General features: G+C 48.4%; 21 protein-coding genes. 11 read left to right on the forward strand and 10 right to left on the reverse strand.

Translation table 11 applies throughout. The features are described from left to right. Nucleotides 1–264: 264 nt before the first annotated feature. The 3 genes from serS to ACI4J0_RS01550 all read right to left on the reverse strand — a co-directional run bounded on the left by serS (nucleotide 265) and on the right by ACI4J0_RS01550 (nucleotide 2,828). Entirely contained in the window at nucleotides 265–1,554 is a 1,290-nt protein-coding gene (gene serS, locus ACI4J0_RS01540) for a serine--tRNA ligase (protein ID WP_439764054.1), read from the reverse strand. 114 nt (nucleotides 1,555–1,668) lie between these two features. After that, complete coding sequence (locus tag ACI4J0_RS01545) at nucleotides 1,669–2,328, reverse strand: hypothetical protein (RefSeq protein WP_439764055.1); 660 nt, start codon at nucleotides 2,326–2,328, stop codon at nucleotides 1,669–1,671. Next, nucleotides 2,319–2,828, reverse strand: coding sequence for a hypothetical protein (locus tag ACI4J0_RS01550; RefSeq protein WP_439764056.1), 510 nt, complete (start codon nucleotides 2,826–2,828; stop codon nucleotides 2,319–2,321). Before ACI4J0_RS01550 ends, ACI4J0_RS01545 begins: the two co-directional genes overlap by 10 nt. A 370-nt stretch (nucleotides 2,829–3,198) precedes the next feature. On the opposite strand from ACI4J0_RS01550, the gene ACI4J0_RS01555 reads away from it, so the two are divergent. From ACI4J0_RS01555 to ACI4J0_RS01570, 4 genes are all read left to right on the forward strand, one after another. Next, on the forward strand, nucleotides 3,199–3,906 hold the full coding sequence (locus tag ACI4J0_RS01555) for a pseudouridine synthase (protein ID WP_439764057.1): 708 nt from the start codon (nucleotides 3,199–3,201) through the stop codon (nucleotides 3,904–3,906). A gap of 181 nt (nucleotides 3,907–4,087) precedes the next feature. Beyond that, a complete protein-coding gene (locus ACI4J0_RS01560; RefSeq protein WP_439764058.1) occupies nucleotides 4,088–5,230 on the forward strand; it encodes an ABC transporter ATP-binding protein in 1,143 nt (380 codons plus the stop codon). Between the two features lie 149 nt (nucleotides 5,231–5,379). Continuing rightward, nucleotides 5,380–5,994 carry a TetR/AcrR family transcriptional regulator gene (locus tag ACI4J0_RS01565; protein ID WP_439764059.1) on the forward strand — a complete coding sequence of 205 codons (615 nt, stop codon included), beginning with the start codon at nucleotides 5,380–5,382 and terminating at the stop codon, nucleotides 5,992–5,994. Further along, the gene (locus ACI4J0_RS01570) at nucleotides 5,978–7,207 is read left to right on the forward strand and encodes a cation:proton antiporter (protein ID WP_439764060.1); all 1,230 of its coding nucleotides are present in this window, start codon (nucleotides 5,978–5,980) and stop codon (nucleotides 7,205–7,207) included. The genes ACI4J0_RS01565 and ACI4J0_RS01570 overlap by 17 nt, the downstream gene beginning before the upstream one ends. 35 nt (nucleotides 7,208–7,242) lie before the next feature. Here the strand turns inward: ACI4J0_RS01570 and ACI4J0_RS01575 are convergent, their stop codons facing one another. After that, entirely contained in the window at nucleotides 7,243–7,875 is a 633-nt protein-coding gene (locus ACI4J0_RS01575) for a hypothetical protein (RefSeq protein WP_439764061.1), read from the reverse strand. Between the two features lie 97 nt (nucleotides 7,876–7,972). On the opposite strand from ACI4J0_RS01575, the gene ACI4J0_RS01580 reads away from it, so the two are divergent. Continuing rightward, nucleotides 7,973–9,538, forward strand: a complete 1,566-nt coding sequence (locus ACI4J0_RS01580) for an NAD(P)H-hydrate dehydratase (RefSeq protein ID WP_439764062.1) — start codon at nucleotides 7,973–7,975, stop codon at nucleotides 9,536–9,538. Nucleotides 9,539–9,573: 35 nt separating this feature from the next. After that, nucleotides 9,574–10,353, forward strand: coding sequence for a hypothetical protein (locus ACI4J0_RS01585; protein ID WP_439764063.1), 780 nt, complete (start codon nucleotides 9,574–9,576; stop codon nucleotides 10,351–10,353). A 236-nt stretch (nucleotides 10,354–10,589) separates the two neighbouring features. On the opposite strand, the gene gpr is transcribed toward ACI4J0_RS01585, so the two are convergent. Continuing rightward, nucleotides 10,590–11,459 (reverse strand): GPR endopeptidase, encoded by an 870-nt coding sequence (gene gpr, locus ACI4J0_RS01590; protein WP_439764064.1) that lies wholly within the window; start codon nucleotides 11,457–11,459, stop codon nucleotides 10,590–10,592. Nucleotides 11,460–11,763: 304 nt separating this feature from the next. On the opposite strand from gpr, the gene rpsT reads away from it, so the two are divergent. Together rpsT and ACI4J0_RS01600 are read left to right on the forward strand one after the other, a co-directional pair. Further along, nucleotides 11,764–12,006: a 30S ribosomal protein S20 gene (gene rpsT / locus ACI4J0_RS01595; protein WP_432650916.1), complete on the forward strand. Its 243-nt coding sequence runs from the start codon at nucleotides 11,764–11,766 to the stop codon at nucleotides 12,004–12,006. A gap of 117 nt (nucleotides 12,007–12,123) precedes the next feature. Next, nucleotides 12,124–13,149, forward strand: coding sequence for a hypothetical protein (locus tag ACI4J0_RS01600; protein ID WP_439764065.1), 1,026 nt, complete (start codon nucleotides 12,124–12,126; stop codon nucleotides 13,147–13,149). 59 nt (nucleotides 13,150–13,208) lie between these two features. Here ACI4J0_RS01600 and ACI4J0_RS01605 read toward each other — a convergent pair whose 3' ends face one another. After that, the gene (locus ACI4J0_RS01605; protein ID WP_439764066.1) at nucleotides 13,209–14,264 is read right to left on the reverse strand and encodes a hypothetical protein; all 1,056 of its coding nucleotides are present in this window, start codon (nucleotides 14,262–14,264) and stop codon (nucleotides 13,209–13,211) included. Nucleotides 14,265–14,268: 4 nt separating this feature from the next. Further along, nucleotides 14,269–14,751, reverse strand: coding sequence for a sigma-70 family RNA polymerase sigma factor (locus ACI4J0_RS01610; RefSeq protein WP_439764067.1), 483 nt, complete (start codon nucleotides 14,749–14,751; stop codon nucleotides 14,269–14,271). Between the two features lie 279 nt (nucleotides 14,752–15,030). On the opposite strand from ACI4J0_RS01610, the gene ACI4J0_RS01615 reads away from it, so the two are divergent. Both ACI4J0_RS01615 and ACI4J0_RS01620 read left to right on the forward strand, forming a co-directional pair. Further along, nucleotides 15,031–15,804: a winged helix-turn-helix domain-containing protein gene (locus ACI4J0_RS01615; RefSeq protein ID WP_439764068.1), complete on the forward strand. Its 774-nt coding sequence runs from the start codon at nucleotides 15,031–15,033 to the stop codon at nucleotides 15,802–15,804. A gap of 320 nt (nucleotides 15,805–16,124) precedes the next feature. Then, nucleotides 16,125–16,466 carry a phenylpyruvate tautomerase MIF-related protein gene (locus tag ACI4J0_RS01620; RefSeq protein ID WP_439764069.1) on the forward strand — a complete coding sequence of 114 codons (342 nt, stop codon included), beginning with the start codon at nucleotides 16,125–16,127 and terminating at the stop codon, nucleotides 16,464–16,466. Nucleotides 16,467–16,567: 101 nt separating this feature from the next. On the opposite strand, the gene ACI4J0_RS01625 is transcribed toward ACI4J0_RS01620, so the two are convergent. Continuing rightward, entirely contained in the window at nucleotides 16,568–17,962 is a 1,395-nt protein-coding gene (locus ACI4J0_RS01625) for an ABC transporter substrate-binding protein (RefSeq protein WP_439764070.1), read from the reverse strand. 306 nt (nucleotides 17,963–18,268) lie between these two features. Here ACI4J0_RS01625 and ACI4J0_RS01630 point away from each other — a divergent pair, with 306 nt between their 5' ends. Then, nucleotides 18,269–18,772, forward strand: a complete 504-nt coding sequence (locus ACI4J0_RS01630) for a hypothetical protein (RefSeq protein WP_439764071.1) — start codon at nucleotides 18,269–18,271, stop codon at nucleotides 18,770–18,772. A gap of 502 nt (nucleotides 18,773–19,274) precedes the next feature. Here the strand turns inward: ACI4J0_RS01630 and ACI4J0_RS01635 are convergent. Then, nucleotides 19,275–20,426, reverse strand: a complete 1,152-nt coding sequence (locus tag ACI4J0_RS01635; RefSeq protein WP_439764072.1) for an aminotransferase class V-fold PLP-dependent enzyme — start codon at nucleotides 20,424–20,426, stop codon at nucleotides 19,275–19,277. 22 nt (nucleotides 20,427–20,448) lie between these two features. Continuing rightward, complete coding sequence (locus ACI4J0_RS01640) at nucleotides 20,449–20,679, reverse strand: DUF3343 domain-containing protein (protein WP_439764073.1); 231 nt, start codon at nucleotides 20,677–20,679, stop codon at nucleotides 20,449–20,451. Nucleotides 20,680–20,928 lie beyond the last annotated feature (249 nt).

A 20,928-nucleotide genomic window follows, 5' to 3' on the forward strand; every position in this document is an offset into this window, starting at 1 on the left:
CCCTCCAAAACGTTCCGGTGGAACGTTTTGGATAAAGCAATTTTTATATAGGGTTATGCATATTATACAATGGTCATTTCTTTTTCGACAGACTGAGCCCCCGATAATTTCAATATGAATTATCGGGGGCTATTTTTTTGAAATGTTCCACGTGGGCGGGGGACGCCCCGCGGCGAGTAGAAAATGTTCCACGTGGAACACTTTTTTTAAGAAAAAAGAATAGAGAATAAATAAAAATTAAAAAGTGCTATTGAAAGCGCCTGCTTACTTTTTAACTTCGATGAGGGCCTTGCCGCCCATATACGGCTGCAAAGCCTTGGGTATCCTGATAGAGCCGTCCTCGTTGAGATTGTTCTCAAGAAGGGCAATGAGCATTCTGGGAGGAGCGGCAACGGTGTTGTTGAGAGTGTGGGCAAAATATTTCTTTCCGCCCTCGCCCTTTACTCTGATACCCAGACGTCTTGCCTGAGCGTCGCCTAAGTTGGAGCAGCTGCCAACCTCGAAATACTTCTGCTGACGGGGGCTCCATGCCTCAACATCGTAGGACTTGACCTTCAGGTCTGCCAGATCGCCCGAGCAGCACTCGATAGTTCTTACGGGAACGTCCATAGAACGGAAAAGCTCAACGGTATATTTCCACATCTTGTGGAACCATTCCATGCTCTCCTCGGGCTTGGAGATAACTATCATTTCCTGCTTTTCAAACTGGTGTATGCGGTAAACGCCTCTTTCCTCAATGCCGTGAGCGCCCTTTTCCTTTCTGAAACAGGGAGAGTAGCTGGTGAGGGTGTGGGGGAGAGTAGCCTCGTCCACGATGGTGTCGATATATTTGCCTATCATAGAATGTTCGCTGGTGCCGATAAGGTAAAGGTCCTCGCCCTCGATCTTATACATCATAGCGTCCATTTCCGCAAAGCTCATAACGCCTGTAACAACGCCGCTTCTTATCATAAAGGGAGGTATGCAGTAGGTAAAGCCCTTGTCTATCATAAAATCCCTTGCGTAAGATGTAACGGCAGAGTGGAGACGGGCGATATCGCCCATAAGATAATAAAAGCCGTTTCCTGCAACCTTTCTTGCGGCATCAAGGTCAATGCCGCCCAGCTTTTCCATAATATCGGTGTGGTAGGGGATCTCAAAATCGGGAGTAACAGGCTCACCGAAGCGCTCAAGCTCAACATTCTCGCTGTCGTCCTTTCCCACGGGAACGGTGGGGTCGATGATGTTGGGGATAGTCATCATTATTTTCCTGACCTTCTCCGCAAGCTCGCCCTCCTTGACCTCAAGCTCAGCAAGACGGTCGCCGAACTGCTTTACCTGTGCCTTTGCTTCCTCAGCCTCGTCCTTCTTGCCCTGAGCCATAAGCGCGCCTATCTGCTTGGAGATGCGGTTTCTGTCGGCTCTCAGCTTGTCAGCCTCCTGCTGAGCGGCTCTTGACTGTGCGTCAAGCTCGATCACCTCGTCAACCAGAGGAAGCTTTGCGTCCTGAAACTTCTTCTTTATATTTTCCTTTACTGCGTCGGGATTTTCCCTGACAAATCTGATATCCAGCATTTCATTTCATTCCTTTGTATTATTTTGTCCCTTTTTTGAATTTTTGGACTCGCATACATATATTATAACATATAAGGGAAAAAAATCAAGAAAAAATTTTTTTGACAGTATGATTTAATTGTTTGAATAAGGCTTTGCGTCAAGCTTGCCTTTGCAGCCCAGCTTTTTTGCGATAATTCCCATAAACAGCCGTTGAATGGTATGTCCGAACCGTTCAAATTTCCTTATCTCCTTTTCGGGCATAAATTCGGGTGCGGCAAATTTGTCCGAAACGGTTTTCTCAAAATATCCCTTTTCCGAAAAATACCGTCCCATTCCGGTAAACGGCGCAAGGAGCTTCTTCCTGTTTTTTTCGTCCAGAAGTCCCAGTCCGAACATATCTCCCTTGATAAGGGTCCCGCCGTAACGGCAGCCCAGCTTTTCGGGGAGCGTTTCCAGATATTTTTCGCAGCATCTGCTCTGTGATGCCTCGGGAAATCCCCCTTGTATCAAAAATGACAGAGTGGTTTTTCCGTCCGTTTTGGGAGGGATATCAGACAGGAACTCAAGGAGTATCCCCGGAATATTTTCAACGTAAAGGGGCAGGGCAACAAGAATATTTTCATTCTCCGAAAAAGCCTTTGCAGCCCCTTCCCACTGCCTTCTGTCCGAAAGATACCACACCTCCGAGGTGTTTCCTTTTTCATCAAAGCCGGATCTGAAGGCACCGATAATTTTTGCGGTATTGCTTTTCGGCTTTGGTCTTGCAGCGCCGCTTATGATAACTAAATGCATAAGCTCATCTCCTTTGCCTGTTCTATGGGAAATGCCCCGAGGCTTTCACCCATAAAATTTATCATCACTCTGTCAAGCCATTCGTTCAGATATTCCCTGTCAGCCTTGCCGCTGTACAGCAGTCCGAAGCGGAATTTCTTGTTATATCTCGGCACGTGGCGGAATTGACCGTCAACGACACAGGTGTACATCGTAGCAGCGGGCAGGATACGGTCTATGACGTTTTTCAGACGATGATCTGCAAAATCAAGCGCCGTTCCCGAGATAAAAACCGTCTCGTCATATTTGAGATAACCCTTTAAAAGCTCCTCATAGCCGTCCTTTAAAGAGCATATGCCCGGAGTTTTCAGCCAGCAGTTATTGCAGCCGATACAGGGCTTGATGTTCATTTCATATGCGTTTATGATCTTATAGTCTTCCGAAAATCTGCCGAGAATATCAATAGCCTCAAGCGCCTGAGGGTCGTTACAGGGGAGAGTGTTTACAATAAGCAGACTCATAATTATGATCATTCCTCATTCCATTTATGTAAATCGGTTTGCATTACTCTACCTAATCATAATCGTGAAAACTTAATTTGTCAAGGCGGAAACGGCTTTTTTAATCCAAGTTTAATCTGCGCCGTTTGACAAGCACACTCAAATATGCTAAAATAAACATCATAAAAAGGCGGAATATGCACATACTAATACTAATAACCAATTAACCTATGGACAAAATACGGCGGCTATAATACGCCAACTCTGCGTCAAACTCCCTTGCCGGGCGACAGCCCGCCTGCGGTCGTTTTCCTTGATTTGTCGTATTCTATCCACCGTCTTTATCCATAGAACAATTGGTTATTAGTATAAACGGCGGTGAAATAAAAAAATGCGTATAGATAAATTTGCGTCGGAGCAGACGGGCGTCTCACGGGCAGAAGCAAAGACAATGATAAAACGCAGACAGATAATCGTAAACGGCACACCCGTCACCTCGGGAGATGTTCACATTGACCCCGAAAATGATGATATTGTCATCGGCGGAAAGCACATAATTTACAGGGAGCATTTGTATATAATGCTTAACAAGCCCGCGGGGACTGTTTGCGCCGTGAAGGACGAGCTGAGCCCCACAGTGCTTGAGCTTATCCCTCCCGAGCTTCGCAGGAAGGGGCTTTTTCCCGCAGGCAGGCTGGATAAGGACACCGAAGGCTTTGTTTTCATAACCGATGACGGCGCCCTCGCTCATAAGATGCTCTCCCCCCGCAGCCACGTTGAAAAGGAATATGAGGTGACTCTCGAAAGACCCGCCGAAGAAGGCTACAAGGAGCTTTTTGCCTCGGGAATGACCATTGACGGCGGCGAAAAATGCCTTCCTGCCGACATTATTTTCACCGAGGACAGCAAAAAAGTCCGCCTTATCATCTGCGAGGGAAAATATCATCAGGTCAAGCGCATGATGGAGTCGGCGGGAAATAAGGTCACATTTCTCCGCAGGGTGCGCATAGGCGGCATACCTCTTGACCCCGAGCTGCCCCTCGGAAGGTGCAGAGAAATATTGCACAAAGAAGTCGAAAATCTTTATGCAAAACAGTAATAAATTACCAACAATAATTTCAAGGACGATTTATTTTCGTCAAACTAAATAAATAACTTTTTATAACTTTGGGTAATAAGAGACTTGAAATTTATGTGAGTAATTTGGTATTATATAGTTATAGCCGATATTGTATTGCAAGAATGGTCGGCAGCATTTTGAATAGGGAGGTCCACAATAAATGGCAAGCTTATCACTCAGAGGCATCTATAAGAAATATCCCGGTGGCGTTGTTGCCGTATCAGACGTTAACCTTGAGATCAAGGACAAGGAGTTCATCATCCTCGTAGGCCCTTCAGGCTGCGGAAAATCTACAACACTTCGTATGATCGCAGGTCTTGAGGAAATTTCCGAGGGCGAGCTTTATATCGGCGACCGTCTTGTAAATGACGTTGCTCCTAAGGACAGAGATATCGCAATGGTTTTCCAGAACTACGCTCTGTATCCTCATATGACCGTATTCGAGAATATGGCATTCGGTCTGAAGCTCAGAAAGGTACCTAAGGACGAGATCGCCCGTAAGGTTGAAGAAGCAGCAAGAATCCTCGACATCTCTCACCTGCTCAGCAGAAAGCCCAAGGCTCTCTCCGGTGGTCAGAGACAGCGTGTTGCTCTCGGCCGTGCTATCGTTCGTGAGCCTCAGGTATTCCTTCTCGACGAGCCTCTTTCCAACCTGGACGCTAAGCTCCGTGCTCAGATGAGAACCGAGATCTCCAAGCTCCACCAGAAGCTCGGTACTACATTTATCTACGTAACACATGACCAGACAGAGGCTATGACAATGGGTGACCGTATCGTAGTTATGAAGGATGGTTTCGTTCAGCAGGTAGATTCTCCTCAGAACCTCTACACCAACCCTGTTAACCAGTTCGTTGCAGGCTTCATGGGCTCTCCTCAGATGAACTTTGTAGACGCTTACCTCAGAAAGATCGAGGGCAAGTACACTGTAGAGTTCGGCTCCGAGGACACCAAGACCACAAGAGGCAAGAAGTACTACGTTGAAATTCCCGAGGCTAAGGTTGACGACCTCGCACTTTCCGAGCTCGTTGACAAGGAGATCATTATGGGTATCCGTCCCGAGAATATCCACGACGAGGAAATGTTCCTCTCCGCAGCTAAGACAGGCGTTATCGAGGCTGATGTCGAGATCACCGAAATGATGGGTGCTGAGACATACCTTTACCTCAACTGCGAGGGTATTCCTCTTACCGCACGTGTTGATCCCAGATCTACCGCTCGTCCTCAGGACACTATCAAGGTTGCTATCGATCCCAACAAGATCCACATCTTTGATAAGGAAACAGAGAAGACTGTTATCAACTGATCAACCAAGTAATTTTTTTCAAAACGGGTCTGCATTTTATGCAGGCTCGTTTTTTTATTTTCCCTGGCTATTGACATTTCTGCTTTGATCTAATATAATAGACTTACAGGTCTATTTTTAAAATATCCATTCGGAGGAATACTACACCTATGAAGCAGGAAGAAAAAACAAAGCTCACAAGAGAAAAAATAATCGCCGCAGGGATATTGGAGTTCGGCTCAAAGGGATATAAGCAGGCGTCTATAAACAATATCAGCGGCGCGGGGATAGCCAAGGGGCTTATTTATCACAATTTCCACAGCAAGGATGAGCTGTACATCGCTTGTCTCGGGAAATGCTTTGATGAAATGACCGAAAGGCTGTCCGCGGTTGAAATTACGGGAGACCACAATGCATATTTCAGGGCAAGAGCCGATTTTTTCGCACGGAAGAAAAACGAGGCTGCAATGGTGCTTGAAGCCCTGACCGACCCTCCCGAAAAGCACCATGAGAAAATAAAAGAGATACGCCGCCCCTATGACGAGATGAATACGGAGCGGATAAAGGCAATTCTCTGCGGAAAGCAGCTCAGATCAGGCGTGGACATGGACAGCGCAGTAAGCTATTTTGCGCTTATGCAGGATATGTATAATCTTTATTGCTGCCGCTCGGACATTCGCTCTCCCGAGGACAGGATAACCTTCCACGAAAAAAATCTTCCCGGGCTGTTTGAATATATGCTTTACGGCGTTCTGAAAGGAGAGGGTAATGATGATAATAATTAAATGGCTGGCGGCGATAGTGATCGCATTTATCGTGGGAAAGCTTGTATCAAAGCTGAAACTTCCCTCCATACTTGGCTGGCTCATAACGGGGATCGTCCTGGGTCCCCACGCATTTTCGGTGATATCCGTGGAGCTGATGGATATGCCCGCATACCAGACCCTTATACACATTCTTGAGTGTGCGGTGGGACTGATGATAGGCACGGAGCTTGTGTGGAATAAAATAAAACGAAGCGGCAGAGCGCTTATTGTCACCACATTAACTCAGTCTCTGGGCACATTCGCCCTTGTGACGATCGTGTTCAGCATTGTCTTTGTTATCATGGATATCCCGCTGTATATCGCCTTTATTTTCGGCGGCATCGCCCTTGCAACGGCACCCGCCCCCGCGCTTTCCATTGTCAATGAGTTCAAAACAAGCGGACCCGTTACAAAAACTCTCATACCCATGGCGGCGCTTGACGATATCGTGGGAGTGGCAGTCTTTTTCACCACCATCTCCATAATAGCCCGTCAGCTTTCGGGGGGAGCCATGCCCATGTATATGATACCCGTTATGATATTCCTGCCCCTCATGATCGGCGCTGTTGTGGGAATACCCACAGGCTTTCTCCTCAGAAAAGCAGCGGGAAAATTCTCATCTCTTGCAGTCCTCATCGCAGGGATAATCGTCACCTCGGTCATAGGGCTTTTCTGCAATAAATATTTAATGCCCTCACCCGTCCTTAATTTTATGCTCATGGGAATGGCATTTTCCGCTGCATTTTCAAATATGATACCCGATGAACGGCTTGCACAGCTGACAAAGGATTTTAACCCCATACTCGCAGTATCTATGATAATAGTAATACTGAACCTGGGCGCACCCCTTGACTGGCACGCCATATTCAGCGCAGGGCTGTTTACATTCATCTACATTGCCGCAAGAGCCGCAGGAAAATATTTCGGTGCAAGCATCGGCGCAAGGATATCGGGCTCGGACGAAAAAGTCCGTAAATATCTGGGACTTACCCTCCTTCCCCATTCGGGAGTGTCTCTTGTGTTTACGGGCATAGCGGTTTCCGTGCTGTCAGCCTCGGACGATGGGGGAGTGCAGATAATTCAGGGAACCATTGCCGCCGCTGCTGTTATCAACGAGATAATCGCCGTCATCGCCGCAAAAAAGGGCTTTGAGATGGCTGGGGAAATAAAAGAACGCAGAGAAGAAGCTTGATCTTCTCTGCGCCTAAAAAATCCACGGCAGCTTATTTACTGCCCGCTTTCGGCATTATCCTCTTTCCGAACGGGCATATCCGCCGACTTTACCGAAGCGGCTGTTCCGTCCTCGTTCAGTTCTGCGGAAATCACATCGCCCACAGAAATGCTTTCCATCTCCATGACCGTGCTGTCGGTAATGGTGAATGTGACAGTCTCGCCGCGGGGACGTTCACCGTCAAAATTTTTATCTCCCTTTTCGGGCATACTTCCGTCCTCGGGTAATGCAGGGGGCTCGCCTTCGGGCATATTTCCGTCCTCGGGCACTGCAGGGGGGTCTCCCTCGGGTCTGCTGCCCTTTTCGGGCTTTTCTCCCTCCGAAGGAGGAGCGCTGTCATCGGGTCTGCCGCCGCCGAAGCCCCTGCCGCCCGTCATTTTTTCGCCTGTTATAACATCGCCGTCCACAGCTGTTACACGGATAATATCTCCCCCGAGCTCTCTTTTTTCTTCCGCGGGGGGAGGGTTTTCCGAATCGTTATTATGTACAGCTGATGTTGTTTCGGGGGCAATTTCCGTTTGGGCAGCCGATGTGCTTTCCGTCACGGTCTGAGCCGCAGATGTGTTCTCCGCCGCACCGCAGGCTGTAAGCGCCAGCACGCAGGCAAGTGCGCATAAAATTTTTTTCATAAAAGTCACCTTTCTTTTCAGATTTTGTAATGAAATTATACTAAGCTTATCTTAAAGCAATCTTAATTTTTTTGTTTCCAAAAAAGGAGAAATTTTTATGTATACAGCCACCCCACAGCAGATGAAAACCGCAGAAGCAAACGCTGTTTCAAAGGGAACCTCATATTTGCAGCTTATGGAAAACGCAGGAGCCGCCGCCACAGCGGAAATACTGAAGCGGATACCCCATATATCCGGCAAAAAGGCTCTCATACTCAGCGGAAAGGGAAACAACGGCGGAGACGGCTTTGTTATGGCAAGGCTGCTGTCCGAAAAGGGTGCTTGTGTCACCGTATCTCTCGCCGCGGAGCCGCCTTGTGACGGAATTGCTTTTGAGGAATATTCAAAGATAACTGCCATATCGGATATAGAAATTCTCCCCCTCTCGGATACAGACTTTTCCGCAGAGTATGACATCATCGCCGATGCAGTTTTCGGAACGGGCTTTCACGGCGAGCTGCCCGAAAGCATATCATCTGCAATGAAGCGGTTATCCCACTCCGATGCCCTTAAAATAGCCGTTGATATCCCCTCGGGAGCGGACAGCATAAGCGGAAAATGCTCTGAGGGCACTCTCAGCTGTGATGTGACCGTCACATTCGGCGCAGTAAAAACGGGAATGCTGCATTCCCCCGCAAAAAAGCTCTGCGGCGAGATAATAACCGCCCCTATCGGCATTGACGATGAATGCTTTGAAGGCATTGAGGGCATCTGCGAGCTTATGGATATGGCTCATGCGGCAAAGGCAGTTCCCATAAGAGGCGAGCAGGATCACAAAGGCAATTTCGGCAAACTGCTTATTATCGCAGGCAGCGAGGGCATGAGCGGAGCCGCAGCAATGAACGTCTCGGGGGCGCTGAGAAGCGGCGCAGGACTTGTCAAGCTTGCATCTGTTCCCGAGGTGATCGACCGCACAGGCTCGGGAATTTATGAATGTACCTTCTGCAAGCTTATCCCCACTCCCGACGGGTATATCTCGGCAGATAATGTATCAAAGCTCCTTTCCGAAGCGGAGAAAATGACCTGTATATCCATAGGCAGCGGAATGGGAGCCACTGAGGACAGCACTCTCATACTCCAAAATATCGTAAGGCTGTGCGGCGAAAAAAATATCCCCCTTATCATTGACGCAGATGGTCTAAACTGTCTTGCAGGCTGCATAGATATTATCAGGAACGCAGAATGCAGGGCTGTTCTCACTCCCCACCCCGGTGAGCTGGGACGGCTGCTTGGCATATCCGCAGCAGAAGTCCTTTCGGACAGGCAGGCAGCAGCAATGCGCCTTGCAGAGCTTACGGGAGCGGTGGTATGCGCCAAGGGCTATCCCACCTATATCGTCTCGCCCGAGGGTAAGGTCAGAGCCTCCTTTACGGGCAACGGCGGACTTTCGCGGGGCGGCAGCGGAGATGTGCTAACGGGGATAATTTCGGGTCTTGTTACCGCAAGCAGCCATGGTATTTATGAGGACGAAAGCCTTCTTTTTGAAGCAGCCTGTGCAGGAGTTTACATTTTCGGACTTGCTGCGGATATTGCCGCAGAGAAGCTTTCTATGACCGGTATGCTCCCCACCGACGCAGTAAAAATGCTGCCCGAGGCATACAAAAAGCTCGTGATGCGTTCCTAATAAAATGCCTGTCAGCAGGCGAAAGGAACGTATTTATGAAGCACAGCTTTCTTAAAATTTTCACACCCATAATAATAGCTGCAGGAATATCCGCCTGCTCGGTCTCTGACCTTGCCCCGTCCCCGAAGCCGAAGCTTGACGGGGGATTTACCTGCGAATGTACCGTTACCGCTGGAATGATCCCCCCGGGAAGCGACACAGGCGAGGAGACGGAGTTTGTATTTTCGGGTGATCTCAAACGTCTGGGAGCGGGCTTCTGGGAGCTGGAAATATCCTCCCCCGAAACCATATCGGGAATGAAGATGACCTCCTGTGACGGCGAGCTTTCCTCGTCTCTGGGCGAGCTTTCCTTTGACCTTGCCCCCGAAGATGTGCCGCAGAAATCGCCTGTTTACGCCCTTTTTACGGCTATTGACAATATGTCCTCCGCCTTTGAGAACGGGGCAGAGCTTACCTCGGGAGAGGAGGGCGGCTGGGTGTACACAGCCGATGGCATAAGCGCAGTATTTGACGGCGACGGCGTTATTACATCGCTTGCGCTTGCCTCCCCGAAAATGACCGCACAGTTTACGAATTTTGCAGAGACCGAAACGATCATGGAAACGCCTTCCGAAAGCGAAACGTCTTCCGCACCCCTTGCAACGATCCCCGAGACCGCTTCGGAAACCACCGTTGCATCGGCAATTCCCGAGACCATATCATCGCCTGTCACCACCACAGCAAGCTCCGAAACATCATCACCCGAGACAACATCAGCGGAAACTTCCGCACCGCAAACGGAGAATACGACTGTCCCCGAAACAACAATGGAATAACACAGCAATGCCCTTGAAGCATACTCAAAAGCTTCAAGGGCATTTAAGCATTTTATACTAATAACCAATTAACCTATGGACAAAATACGGCGGCTATAATACGCCAACTCTGCGTCAAACTCCCTTGCCGGGCGACAGCCCGCCTGCGGTCGTTTTCCTTGATTTGTCGTATTCTATCCACCGTCTTTATCCATAGAACAATTGGTTATTAGTATTAAATGTTCCACGTGGAACAATCACATCAGCGACAAAATATCCTCGTCGGACAGCTGGGGCTGAGCCGCGCGGTTAATGGCAAAGGCAAGCAGATGCGCCGAGCGGTCTATCATCTTGTCAATGTCCCGGGGAGTGACCATCATATTGGGCAGGTGCTTGTCGGGGGGCGCGCCCGTAATGCTGTGAACTATGCTGTGCATATCCACCACCGTAGGAACGCCCACCGCAATAACGGGAATGCCCAGCGTCTCCAAAGACAGCTCCTTGCGGCGGTTCTGCACACCCGCCCCGGGGGAGATGCCGCTGTCGGAGAGCTGAATGGTGGTGCCCAGACGGGAAATGTCCATACAGGCAAGTGCGTCTATGGCAATGACGCAGGTGGGCTTTATCTTCTCGCAAACCGCTCTCACAAGCTCCGAGGACTCAATTCCCGTCTGGCCCATGACGCCCGTTGACAGGACTGAGACCATATTCAGGTCAAGCTCGGCAAGCTCCGCCCCCACATTGTCCCCTGCAATGTGACGGGTGGCGATTATCCTCTGAGCCGTTTTTGGACCCAGCGCGTCTGGGGTGATGCTCTCATTTCCGATGCCTGCCACAAGGATATGCCGCTTGTCGGGAATAAGCTCTGTGAGCTCGTCGGCAATGTTCTGAGACTGCTCCGCAAAATCCTCGGGGTGAGCGGAAAGACGGTCGGTCTCAATGGTGATGTACCTGCCCTTTGACTTGCCTATCTTCATGCCTGCCGTGTCATCTGTCACAATTATCTCGGTTATCTCGCAGACGCTGCTTTTTCTGAGCCTTCGCTTTATCCCCTTGGGCAGCTTGTCGCTGTCCGGGTCGAACATCTCCACCGCTAAGTCTGTCCTTGAATATTTTGAACTGCTCATTGCTCAGCCTTCTTTCTTTTTATGTAGTGTTAATATGTGCATAATCACTAAAAATAATTCCGAGAGCAATAAGAAAATTTTACACATATGGATATTGAAAATATGACAGGTCAATGGTATAATATTATTATGTCTGAAAATGCTCGGGCCGACAAGTGGGCATTTTCCGCAGGATTTGAAAGCGTGATCTCAAGGGAACGAAGTCATTGCGCTCCTAAAAAGCCAACACCGTGTCTATGGCTTTTAGTCACACACGATCCGATATAAATAAACTGTCACGAACAATTTTTTGGAGGTAATGATTATGCCTAATATTAAGTCCGCTAAGAAGAGAGTAAAGGTTATCGCAGCTAAGACCCTCAGAAACAAGATGATCAAGTCCAACCTCAAGACCGTTATCAAGTCTGCTGACGCTGAGAAGTCCCCCGAGGCTATCAAGCTCGCTATCAAGAAGGTTGACCAGGCTTGCGCTAAGGGCATTATGCACAAGAACAAGGCTGCAAGAAAGAAGAGCCAGCTCGCTAAGAAGCTCAACGCTGCTCAGTAATTTACATTTAAACATCAAGCCGCTCTGTGAAAGCAGGGCGGCTTTTTCGTTAATATAAATTTAACACATTATCCCGATAACCGCGGTATAATAAAGATAACAGGGGGAGTGATCGAAGTGCCGACAGAAAATACCTTTGCGTCAGAAGCTATTGCTTTAGGGGGATATAACAACGCCTGTGACCGTGCCTGCAAAAAGGTGCTTGCTCTCAAGGAGATCGCTTCACGGATCTTAAAGGGCGTGGCATACGAGTACCGTGACTGTACTATTGACGAGGTCATCAGATACATAAGCGATATTGAGATAAGCGATACTCCCGTTGACGTTGATGTTCTGCCGCCTGTGGTGCATACTGACAACAGCGAGGATATGACCGCGTCTGAGGGCGCACGTTTTTTTGATATCCGCTTCACCGCCAAGGCGCCGGGAAGAAACGGGCAGACCATAGAACTTATAATAAACATCGAAGCGCAGAAAAACTATGACCCGGGATATTCCCTGCTGAAAAGGGGTATCTACTACTGCAGCAGGCTTATTTCCTCGCAGTACGGGCAGGTATTTTCGGGCTCCGATTATGACAGGTTGAGAAAGGTATACTCGGTGTGGATATGCACCGATCCCGACGAGGCTCACAGGAACACCATCACCGAATATTCCCTTTCTCCCAGGCAGCATTATGGGGATATACGCTATAAGTCCGATGAGGACAAGGCGCAGGAGAGACAGAATTACGATATGATATCCCTTGTAATGATCTGTCTCGATAATTTCAGAAATGGAGTAACATCGGAAAACAGTCTTATAAAGCTTCTTTCGGTGCTCCTTTCTCCGAAGATCGAGCTGGGTGCAAAAAAGCTGATCTTACAAAGCGATTACGATATTAAGATGACCCGTGAGGTCAATGAGGAGGTTCAGGGTATGTGCAATATCAGTCAGGGATTTATTGAGATGGGCATTGAAGAGGGCATTGAAAAGGGCATTGAAAAGGGAATTGAAAAAGGCATTGAAGAGGGCGCTGAACGCAAAATGATAGATATCATTTCCACAATGTCAGCAGACGGAAGGACCGACAAAGAAATTTCCGAGATACTTCATATCCCCGAGGAACAAGTGACAAAGCTCAAAGAAAAGGTAAACAAATAAAATGCGGCATAGGATCTACGTTGAAAAAACGAGAGCCTATGCCGTTTATTTTTGCATTGTTATTCTTCGGGATACATGGTGCAGCCGCCTATAGTCAGAGAAGCTATTTCCTCCGGGTCGGCAGGGAATGAAAGATATCCTCTGTAATTTAAGTAATCAAAAACAGGCAGTCCCGCAGATGTGCTGTTATAGTTTACTGTGGTCTTGCTGCAGTTAAGACTGTAGCTCATAGAAATTCCCGTTACGTCTATCTTCTCACCGCTTTTAAGGGTAACATACGCATCCTTGTAAGGACTTAAATATCCTGTTCTATAGACCTCGTTCACCCAGGTTGAGTCATAGGTGTCAATAACGATGCTGCAGGGGTAGACCTTAGCATTAAAGCCATCCATATCCGTTCCCTTTGTTACAAGCTGAACTCCTTCAACCTCGGGGATATTAACGGTAAAGCTTGCGGAAAACAGGGGATCTTTATAAATAATGCTGTCCCTTATAAGTCCCTTGCTGTCATCTGCAAGGCTGAGACAGGTCATATCGAGGGTAATGTCGCCGTTCATTTTGTCTCCGCAGCTTACTGTATAAACGTAATACAGTGTGTCCTCGTCACCCTTTACATATTTTCCCATACAGCCGCCGGAGGGCTGACCGCTTTCCGAAAATTTCTTGAATAATTCAACAAGCTTTGTATCGCAGTGACCATATCCATCCTCGATATGCTCAAAATACTCCTCACTCTCGGGCAAAGCCTCGGGAAAATCAAGCTTGAAAACCGAATAAACCGTATAGCTGTCGGTGGCGCAGCCAACGGGTGTGACCTTCAGCCCTTCGATGTATGTTTCAATAGAATTGACCTCAAGCTCTCCCGTAAGATCATCAAAAGGCGAGTAATCCTTTTCGCCGCCGAAAATAATTGAGAATATCCCGCTGCTTGCGGCATAGACCGTAAAGCCCGTAAGCATTATCACCGCAGCGGCAATTATGGGCAGTGTGCGGCGAAGTTTGCCCCTCGGGCGTACTCTTTTGGGCTGATCTTTTGCGGCATACAGAATATCGCTTATGCACTCCTCGTCTGCCTCAAGCCTGTTCATAGCGGTTTTGTAGCTGTTTATATCCATATTATCATTCCTTTCCGTTGTTCCTCGGGACGGATATGCGCAGAAGCTCCCGTCCTCTCTGTAATCGTGTGCGTATGGTAGACTCCTTTACCCCTGTGATTTGGGAAATTTCTCTCACCGAATATTCCTCGCAGTAAAAAAGATGAACAGGCGTGCGGTATTTTTCGGGAAGCTTCATGACCTCGGCTAAAGCGGACCTTTCCTCCTCGGGCATATCCGCCGCCATATCCTCGGGTAATTCCGTGTCCGAACGCCTTGAAAACCATGGGGAGCGGAGACGGTTTTTGCAGATATTTGCCGTCACCGTAAGGAGCCATGCCCGTTCCTCCTTTTCGGAACCGAAGGAAATATCACTGCGGTACAGCTTTAAGAAAACCTCCTGCGCACAGTCCTCGGCTTCCGCGCGGCATTTCAGATACGAGCAGGCAAGCCTCAGAACGTGATCTATCTGCCGCCGCATTATTTTTTCAAATTCCCCTTCGGTCATTATTTTCTCTCCTTACGAGCTTGATTTGAATGCATTCTGTATATATAACAGTCGGGAGACGGAAAAAGTCTCAAAATCTGTATTGGCATATTTCATAAATCTCTCAGATGTTTTTACAGCAAAATAACAGTAAATGTTAATAAAATGTAAATTCAGCATAATGAGTGAAATTTTTTGCCCTTTTAAATCGTTTATATATCAGAAGCAAAAAAACGGGCGGGATATCCAATAAAAAAATAAACGGACAGCCCGTGAAAATAAGGAACAGGAGGAAAGCTTATGTCAACAAATTCGATATACGCTGCAAAAAGAGAGATAACGGGCATACAAAGCCGCCCGAATGTTATTATAGCATATGGTGAGGATAAAAGGGAAGAGGCATTGAGCCTTTCGGATATGCTTTCGAGGGAGGAGATAAACGTTATCTCCCACAGATCGGGCGAGCCTTTTGACACCGGGAGAATTTCCGGGGACGTGCATATGATGGTCATAAGGGACGGGGGACTTGTCTCTCCCCAGTTCAGACTTATCGAGGAGCTGCGTAAAATGTCCGATATCCCCGTACTGACCGTTTCCGACGGCTGTGACGAGATATATCGCACAATGGCTCTTGCAAAGGGCGCAGACGCTTGTATGAATGCCGACGAGTTCGGAAAATTTGAGTTCAAGGCAAGAGTGGTCTCCCTGCTCAGAAGATATATCGGCGCTCAGAACAGAGTGAGCGGCATTATTTCGGCAGACGGCGAGACACTCATTAACGGCAGTATCAGCATTGACCGCCGCCGCAGGGAGGTTTTCAGAGGGGGCAGTCTTATTCGGATGACCGCCATCGAATACGGCATTGTGGAATATCTTATGGAAAACTGCGGAGCAGTCTGCACCGTTGACGATATTTACCGCAGGGTGTGGAACGAAACTCCATACTGCGTAAGAAAGACCGTAGTGGAGCATATACGCCGCATAAGAAGCAAGATAGAGCCCGACCCTCACAATCCCAGCTACATAAAGGTAGTTTTCGGCGTTGGCTACAAGATGGAGAGAGCGGTAAGCTGACAGAGGCAAGATTTTAAGAAGCAAGAGACAAGAATTTGCCGCCCTTTCGGGCGGCGTTTTTGTTAAATATGCGGGTGTAAAGGTTTTAACTTTATACACTCGGCATAAAACCGCGGACACAGCGGACTTTTCTCATTTCGATTTAAATTTCCCAAAATACGTGTTTTCCGAAAAAAGAAAATCAGTGTAAACTTAAATGTAAAATATTATAAAATACATTAAAATGTCAAATGTAAAATAAATATTAAGAACATTGAAAACGGCAGGCATTTGTGGTATAATCATTTCGGAAAATCAAAAAAAAACGGGAGGAATAATTTATGCCATTTATCAACATCAAAACAAACGCAGAAGTCACCCCGGAAAAAGCCGACAGCATCAGATCCGCTCTGGGACTTGCCATAACCGCCATTCCCGGAAAGTCCGAGGGCTGGCTCATGGTGGGCATAGAGGACAATTACAAGCTTTATTTCAAGGGCACCGAGGAGCCTGCCGCAATGGTGCAGGTGAGCATATACGGCAATGCCTCATCAAATGCTCTTGGAGTGCTTACAAGCAACATCACGGGAATTCTGCTTGACACTCTCGGCATATCCACCGACAGGGTGTATGTGAGCTATATGTCCACTCCCGACTGGGGCTGGAACGGCAGCAATTTCTGAGCCGACTCCAAAATGTTCTTTATGATCAATTCGCTGATCTCAATACAAACAGCGCCGCCGGAACCCGTCCGACGGCGCTGCTTGTTATATGTTCTCCGAAATTACTCGGCGTTGTTATAAACGTTTATCTCCTCGTCAACGATGGGATAATACTCTTCACGAGCCTGTACCCAGTTTTCAAACTGCTCGTTTGCAATGCCCTCATAGAGAACGCCCATTACATCGTCAGCCATAAGGGTGCTGAGGCCGTAGCCGTAATCGTATGCCTGAGTGAACTTCTCGGAATCGTAGAAATCCATAGCGATATCGTACATTTCGGAGGTCCAGCCGGGGTTGTTTGCAAGGTATTTTTCCTTGGTAGCTTCAAGGTATTTCTCGTCGTAGTTAACTGTTCTGTTGCAGTCGAGCCATGCCTTTACGCAGTCGCCGTTTTCGGAGCCCTTGACCCACATATATGCGAATACCTTGTTTGAAACGTAGTATTTATCGGAATCGGGGTCCTTGGGGAAGGGAACGATCTGTATCTCGTCATCGGGAACGGAAAGTGCTGCAGCGTTGTATGCCCAGGTACCCATTGAGTAGAACAGCAGGCTGTCGTCCACGAATGCGGACTCGCCGCCTATCCAGCCGCGCTTGATAAGGTTGTTCTTGAAAATATCCTCAAGAACGCCCTGAGCCTTTTCTATCTTGCCGCTTCTCAGATTGTTGCCGAATTTCTCGCCGTCATAGGTGACCATTGTCTCGCCTGCGGTGTAAACAAATGCATTTGCCCACCAGCCGCCGATGCCGAAGCGCTCTGTGCCGTCGCTGCTGCCGTTTTCAACAAAGGTCTTCATCATATCGGTGAATGCGGTCCAGTCCCATTCGCCATTCTGGTACATCTCATAGGGATCCTCGAAGCCCTCGCTCTGAATGGTGGACTTATTGTACATAAGCACCTGTGTATCGTTGAAGCTGTAGCCCAGAGGAGCGATATAATGCTCGCCCTTCCAGATAAAGCTGTCTGCGGTGTCCTTAACGTCTGCCCACTTGGGGTCCTCCCAGTTTACCAGAGGGTCGATGGACTGATACTGTCCCTTTGCGATATCGCAGGGGAAGGATCTCCACTCGTATGCGAAGATGTCGGGGGAGGTGCCGCCTAAGATATTGGTGGCGAGATCCTCATAGCGCTTGTCGCTGGTGGTGGGGATATATTCTATCTTTGCGCCGTAGGTGTCCTCAAAAAGAGCAAGCTCGGGGCTTCTTTCGGGGGAGTCGTTGGTGGGGTTCAGGTCATAGAAGCCCAGCCATTTGAGCGTCTTGCCGTTTATGTCCACATCAAGTGTCTCGTCGAGAGCCTCTACCTCAACGTTGTCGCCTGTCCATTCGGTAGCGGAGGTGGTGGTAACATCGGCTGTGGTGGTCTCGGTCGTACCCTCGGAGCCGCCTCCGCAGGCGGTAAGAGAAGCTGTAAGGGTGAGAGCCATTGCTCCTGCTATAATTTTTTTGTAATTCATTTGAACATCCTCCTTGAAAAGTATCAAAAAATGTAATCGTTTGCAACATATATGGCATAACAGCCCGCTGATTTTCTTTATAATAGCATAATATTCAAAATAAGTCAACAGCCCAAAAGCCTTTTTGGAGACTTGCACAATTATTATATTAAAATTTGCATATATAGTAAAGACAGGATACTTTGATCTCCGACTTGAATATGACGAACTCCCGAAAGACAATATAAACAAATGAACATTGCTTGACAATATATGATGTTTGTGTTAATATATATGTAACAACTTCATCTGACAGGGGGAACGTTCATGGGAAAATACACAAATGCAGAGGACAGGCGGCAGGTAATAAGCCTTGTGGTCAGGACACTTCTTGGAATAGCCGTCACATTCGGGCTGCTCTGCTGGTATTCGGGAGGACTGCCCGGGGGAGTGGAGAAATTTTTCGCACCCGAAAATCTTATGAAAAATATTTTACCTGCCCTTATCTTCGCGGCGGTGATATTTATCATTACCCGAAAGTACTTTTCCTCTGTTGATATGTGGAAGATACTCCTGCTGAATTTCTGCCTCGGTAACGGTCTGCCCTGGCTGAACCCTATGATAGTTTTTTTGTTTTCCATAAGAAGCGGCGGTGTGCCGGCTCTTTTATCCCTTGACCTTTTTATTGCTATTACCGCCAATCTCGGTCTATATTTTAAATTCGGCAAGAGTGACAATGCAGAGCGCTCCCTTCCCGCTTCCATAGGTGTGTATCTTCTTTCATATCTCTGCCTGCTTGCTCCGATAGCTTTCTGGGGAGTGTATTTTTGAGGTGAGAATGTGCTTTTGTAACCGAATTGTAATTTGACAACAGCAGTCGGAAAATGTATAATTATATCGGTACATAGTACCAAAACCGAAGCAGCCATAAGAGCCAAAAGCTCTGACGGTAGGCGGTGATGTCTCCTCTTTCCCTCGCAAAGTCCTCTCGGGAGGGAGGTGTAAAATTCGTATGACGATACTTGAAATATGTGCGTTGTCAGCGCTTGTCGTTGACATTATTCGCCTTATTATAGATATTCTGAAATACCGAAACGACAAAAAAGACTGACCGCCCAAGTTCCTACCTTGAGCGGTCAGTTACTAACATCAGGTTAGTGACATAAAGCCAAATCAGGAGCAACCGTCTACAGGCTGCTTCTTTATTTTCAGTATATCATAGTTTTTTATTATTGTCAAGAAAAAATTTTGAGTAAAACACTGCCGCCCCATTCGGAAAAAATGAGGCGGCGGTGTTGTTTATATTGCCTTGCTTATCCATATATGCCGCCCATCAAGAGGAATGAGCCAGCTTTTTTACAGCCTCTGCAAGCATATCGGTCTGGGCTGCGGTGTTGAAAACAGAGGGAGAAAATCTTACGCCGCCTTCGGGAAGCGTTCCTGCACTGCGGTGGGCAAGACCCGAGCAGTGAAGTCCGCCGCGGAGAGCGAAGCCTTTGTCGCTGAGATATGCGGCGGTTTCCTCGGCGGAGGAGCCTTCCACATTGAAAAGGACTATGGGCAGATAGCTGCACCGCTCCCGTCTGTATATCCTGACGCGGCTCTCGTTCTCCAGCGCGTTTATAAAACGTCGGCAAAGCTCGGTCTCACGGGAATGTATCCGCTGTGCCCCCACCCGTCTGATGAAGTCTATCCCCGCTCCCACGGTCACGATGCCTACGGTGTTCACAGTGCCGCTTTCTAAGCCCTCGGGGAGAAACGGGGTCTGCTCCGCTTCGAGAGACGTGCTGCCCGTTCCGCCTTCTAAGATGTGGTAAAGGGGATATTTTCCGTCGGTGATGAGCAGTCCCGTTCCCGAAATGCCGTAAAGTCCCTTGTGGCCCGGCATACAGAGAATGTTTATATTGTCCCGTTTGATATCTATGGGGATAACTCCGCATACCTGCGCTCCGTCTCCCACAAAGCAGATGTTTTTTCTGCGGCACATTGCGCCTATCCGTTCATAGGGGAGAAGCTGCCCCGTCACATTGCTGCCTAAGGTGCAGATGACTGCTTTGGTCGCGGGAGTGATAAGGCTTTCGAAATTATGCAGCGTTACGGAATCGTCCGCCGCCGCCTCGGCAATGCTGTAGGTAAGACCTCGCTTTGTCAGCTCGTAAACGGGGCGGAAAACGGAATTATGCTCCAGGGAGGAGATTATTGCATGAAACGGTCTGCCCTCGCGCAGGTCACGCTCCGCCAGCCCCTTTATCGCCATATTAAGGCTCTCGGTGCAGTTTGCGGTGAATATCACGTTCTCGGGAGGGGCGCCGAACATTTCCCCCGCCTTTTCGCGGACATTATAAACAGCCTGCGCTGCGTCCATTGACATTTTGTGTCCGCTTCGTCCGGGGTTTCCGCCGTATCTTACGATCGCCTCCGCAGCCGCTCTTCGCACGCTTTCGGGCTTCGGATACGTGGTGGCTGCGTTGTCAAAATATATCACATAAGATCATTCCCTCCGAGTTTTATTTTGAGCTGCTCTGCTCGCTGCTGATGGATCTATATGAAATGCCGTTGTCCTCCATTATCTTCACGAGTCTGTCCGAACGTCCCTCCACGGTAACGCTGTAGCCGCAGCCGCGGAACAGACTGCCCGGAGTGCGCTTTACCTCTGCGGATATGCCGTATTTTTCAAATACAGACTTCGCCTTGTTTGCATAGGTCACGGAAGCAAAAGCAATGATGTGCTTATTCACGCAGATCACCCTTTCAGTTGACGGATATTTATGCTCCGTCTTGCTTATTATATTCAAGCAGGGCGATTTGTGTTACGGGCAGGCGGACGGCTCGCTAACGATACAGATATACTGACCGATCACGATGTATCGGGCTGAAACGGAGACAAAGCAGCAGCTTCGCACAAACCCACAGCACGACCTCGCCGCGGGGCGTCCCCCGCCGCCGCGGAGACAAAGCAGCAGCTTCGCACAAACCCACAGCGCGAC

Source organism: Huintestinicola sp. (genome assembly GCF_051882455.1).
In the GTDB taxonomy this organism is placed as follows: domain Bacteria; phylum Bacillota; class Clostridia; order Oscillospirales; family Ruminococcaceae; genus Huintestinicola.

What these genes read in the sequence shown, in the direction of transcription:
- ACI4J0_RS01610 (WP_439764067.1), bottom strand. Translation starts at nt 14,751, where the DNA reads ATGACCGAAGGGGAATTTGAAAAAATAATGCGGCGGCAGATAGATCAC.
- ACI4J0_RS01560 (WP_439764058.1), top strand. Translation starts at nt 4,088, where the DNA reads ATGGCAAGCTTATCACTCAGAGGCATCTATAAGAAATATCCCGGTGGC.
- ACI4J0_RS01580 (WP_439764062.1), top strand. Translation starts at nt 7,973, where the DNA reads ATGTATACAGCCACCCCACAGCAGATGAAAACCGCAGAAGCAAACGCT.
- ACI4J0_RS01575 (WP_439764061.1), bottom strand. Translation starts at nt 7,875, where the DNA reads ATGAAAAAAATTTTATGCGCACTTGCCTGCGTGCTGGCGCTTACAGCC.
- ACI4J0_RS01550 (WP_439764056.1), bottom strand. Translation starts at nt 2,828, where the DNA reads ATGAGTCTGCTTATTGTAAACACTCTCCCCTGTAACGACCCTCAGGCG.
- ACI4J0_RS01605 (WP_439764066.1), bottom strand. Translation starts at nt 14,264, where the DNA reads ATGGATATAAACAGCTACAAAACCGCTATGAACAGGCTTGAGGCAGAC.
- ACI4J0_RS01620 (WP_439764069.1), top strand. Translation starts at nt 16,125, where the DNA reads ATGCCATTTATCAACATCAAAACAAACGCAGAAGTCACCCCGGAAAAA.
- serS (WP_439764054.1), bottom strand. Translation starts at nt 1,554, where the DNA reads ATGCTGGATATCAGATTTGTCAGGGAAAATCCCGACGCAGTAAAGGAA.
- ACI4J0_RS01545 (WP_439764055.1), bottom strand. Translation starts at nt 2,328, where the DNA reads ATGCATTTAGTTATCATAAGCGGCGCTGCAAGACCAAAGCCGAAAAGC.
- ACI4J0_RS01570 (WP_439764060.1), top strand. Translation starts at nt 5,978, where the DNA reads ATGATGATAATAATTAAATGGCTGGCGGCGATAGTGATCGCATTTATC.
- ACI4J0_RS01555 (WP_439764057.1), top strand. Translation starts at nt 3,199, where the DNA reads ATGCGTATAGATAAATTTGCGTCGGAGCAGACGGGCGTCTCACGGGCA.
- ACI4J0_RS01630 (WP_439764071.1), top strand. Translation starts at nt 18,269, where the DNA reads ATGGGAAAATACACAAATGCAGAGGACAGGCGGCAGGTAATAAGCCTT.
- ACI4J0_RS01565 (WP_439764059.1), top strand. Translation starts at nt 5,380, where the DNA reads ATGAAGCAGGAAGAAAAAACAAAGCTCACAAGAGAAAAAATAATCGCC.
- ACI4J0_RS01625 (WP_439764070.1), bottom strand. Translation starts at nt 17,962, where the DNA reads ATGAATTACAAAAAAATTATAGCAGGAGCAATGGCTCTCACCCTTACA.
- ACI4J0_RS01585 (WP_439764063.1), top strand. Translation starts at nt 9,574, where the DNA reads ATGAAGCACAGCTTTCTTAAAATTTTCACACCCATAATAATAGCTGCA.
- ACI4J0_RS01615 (WP_439764068.1), top strand. Translation starts at nt 15,031, where the DNA reads ATGTCAACAAATTCGATATACGCTGCAAAAAGAGAGATAACGGGCATA.
- rpsT (WP_432650916.1), top strand. Translation starts at nt 11,764, where the DNA reads ATGCCTAATATTAAGTCCGCTAAGAAGAGAGTAAAGGTTATCGCAGCT.
- gpr (WP_439764064.1), bottom strand. Translation starts at nt 11,459, where the DNA reads ATGAGCAGTTCAAAATATTCAAGGACAGACTTAGCGGTGGAGATGTTC.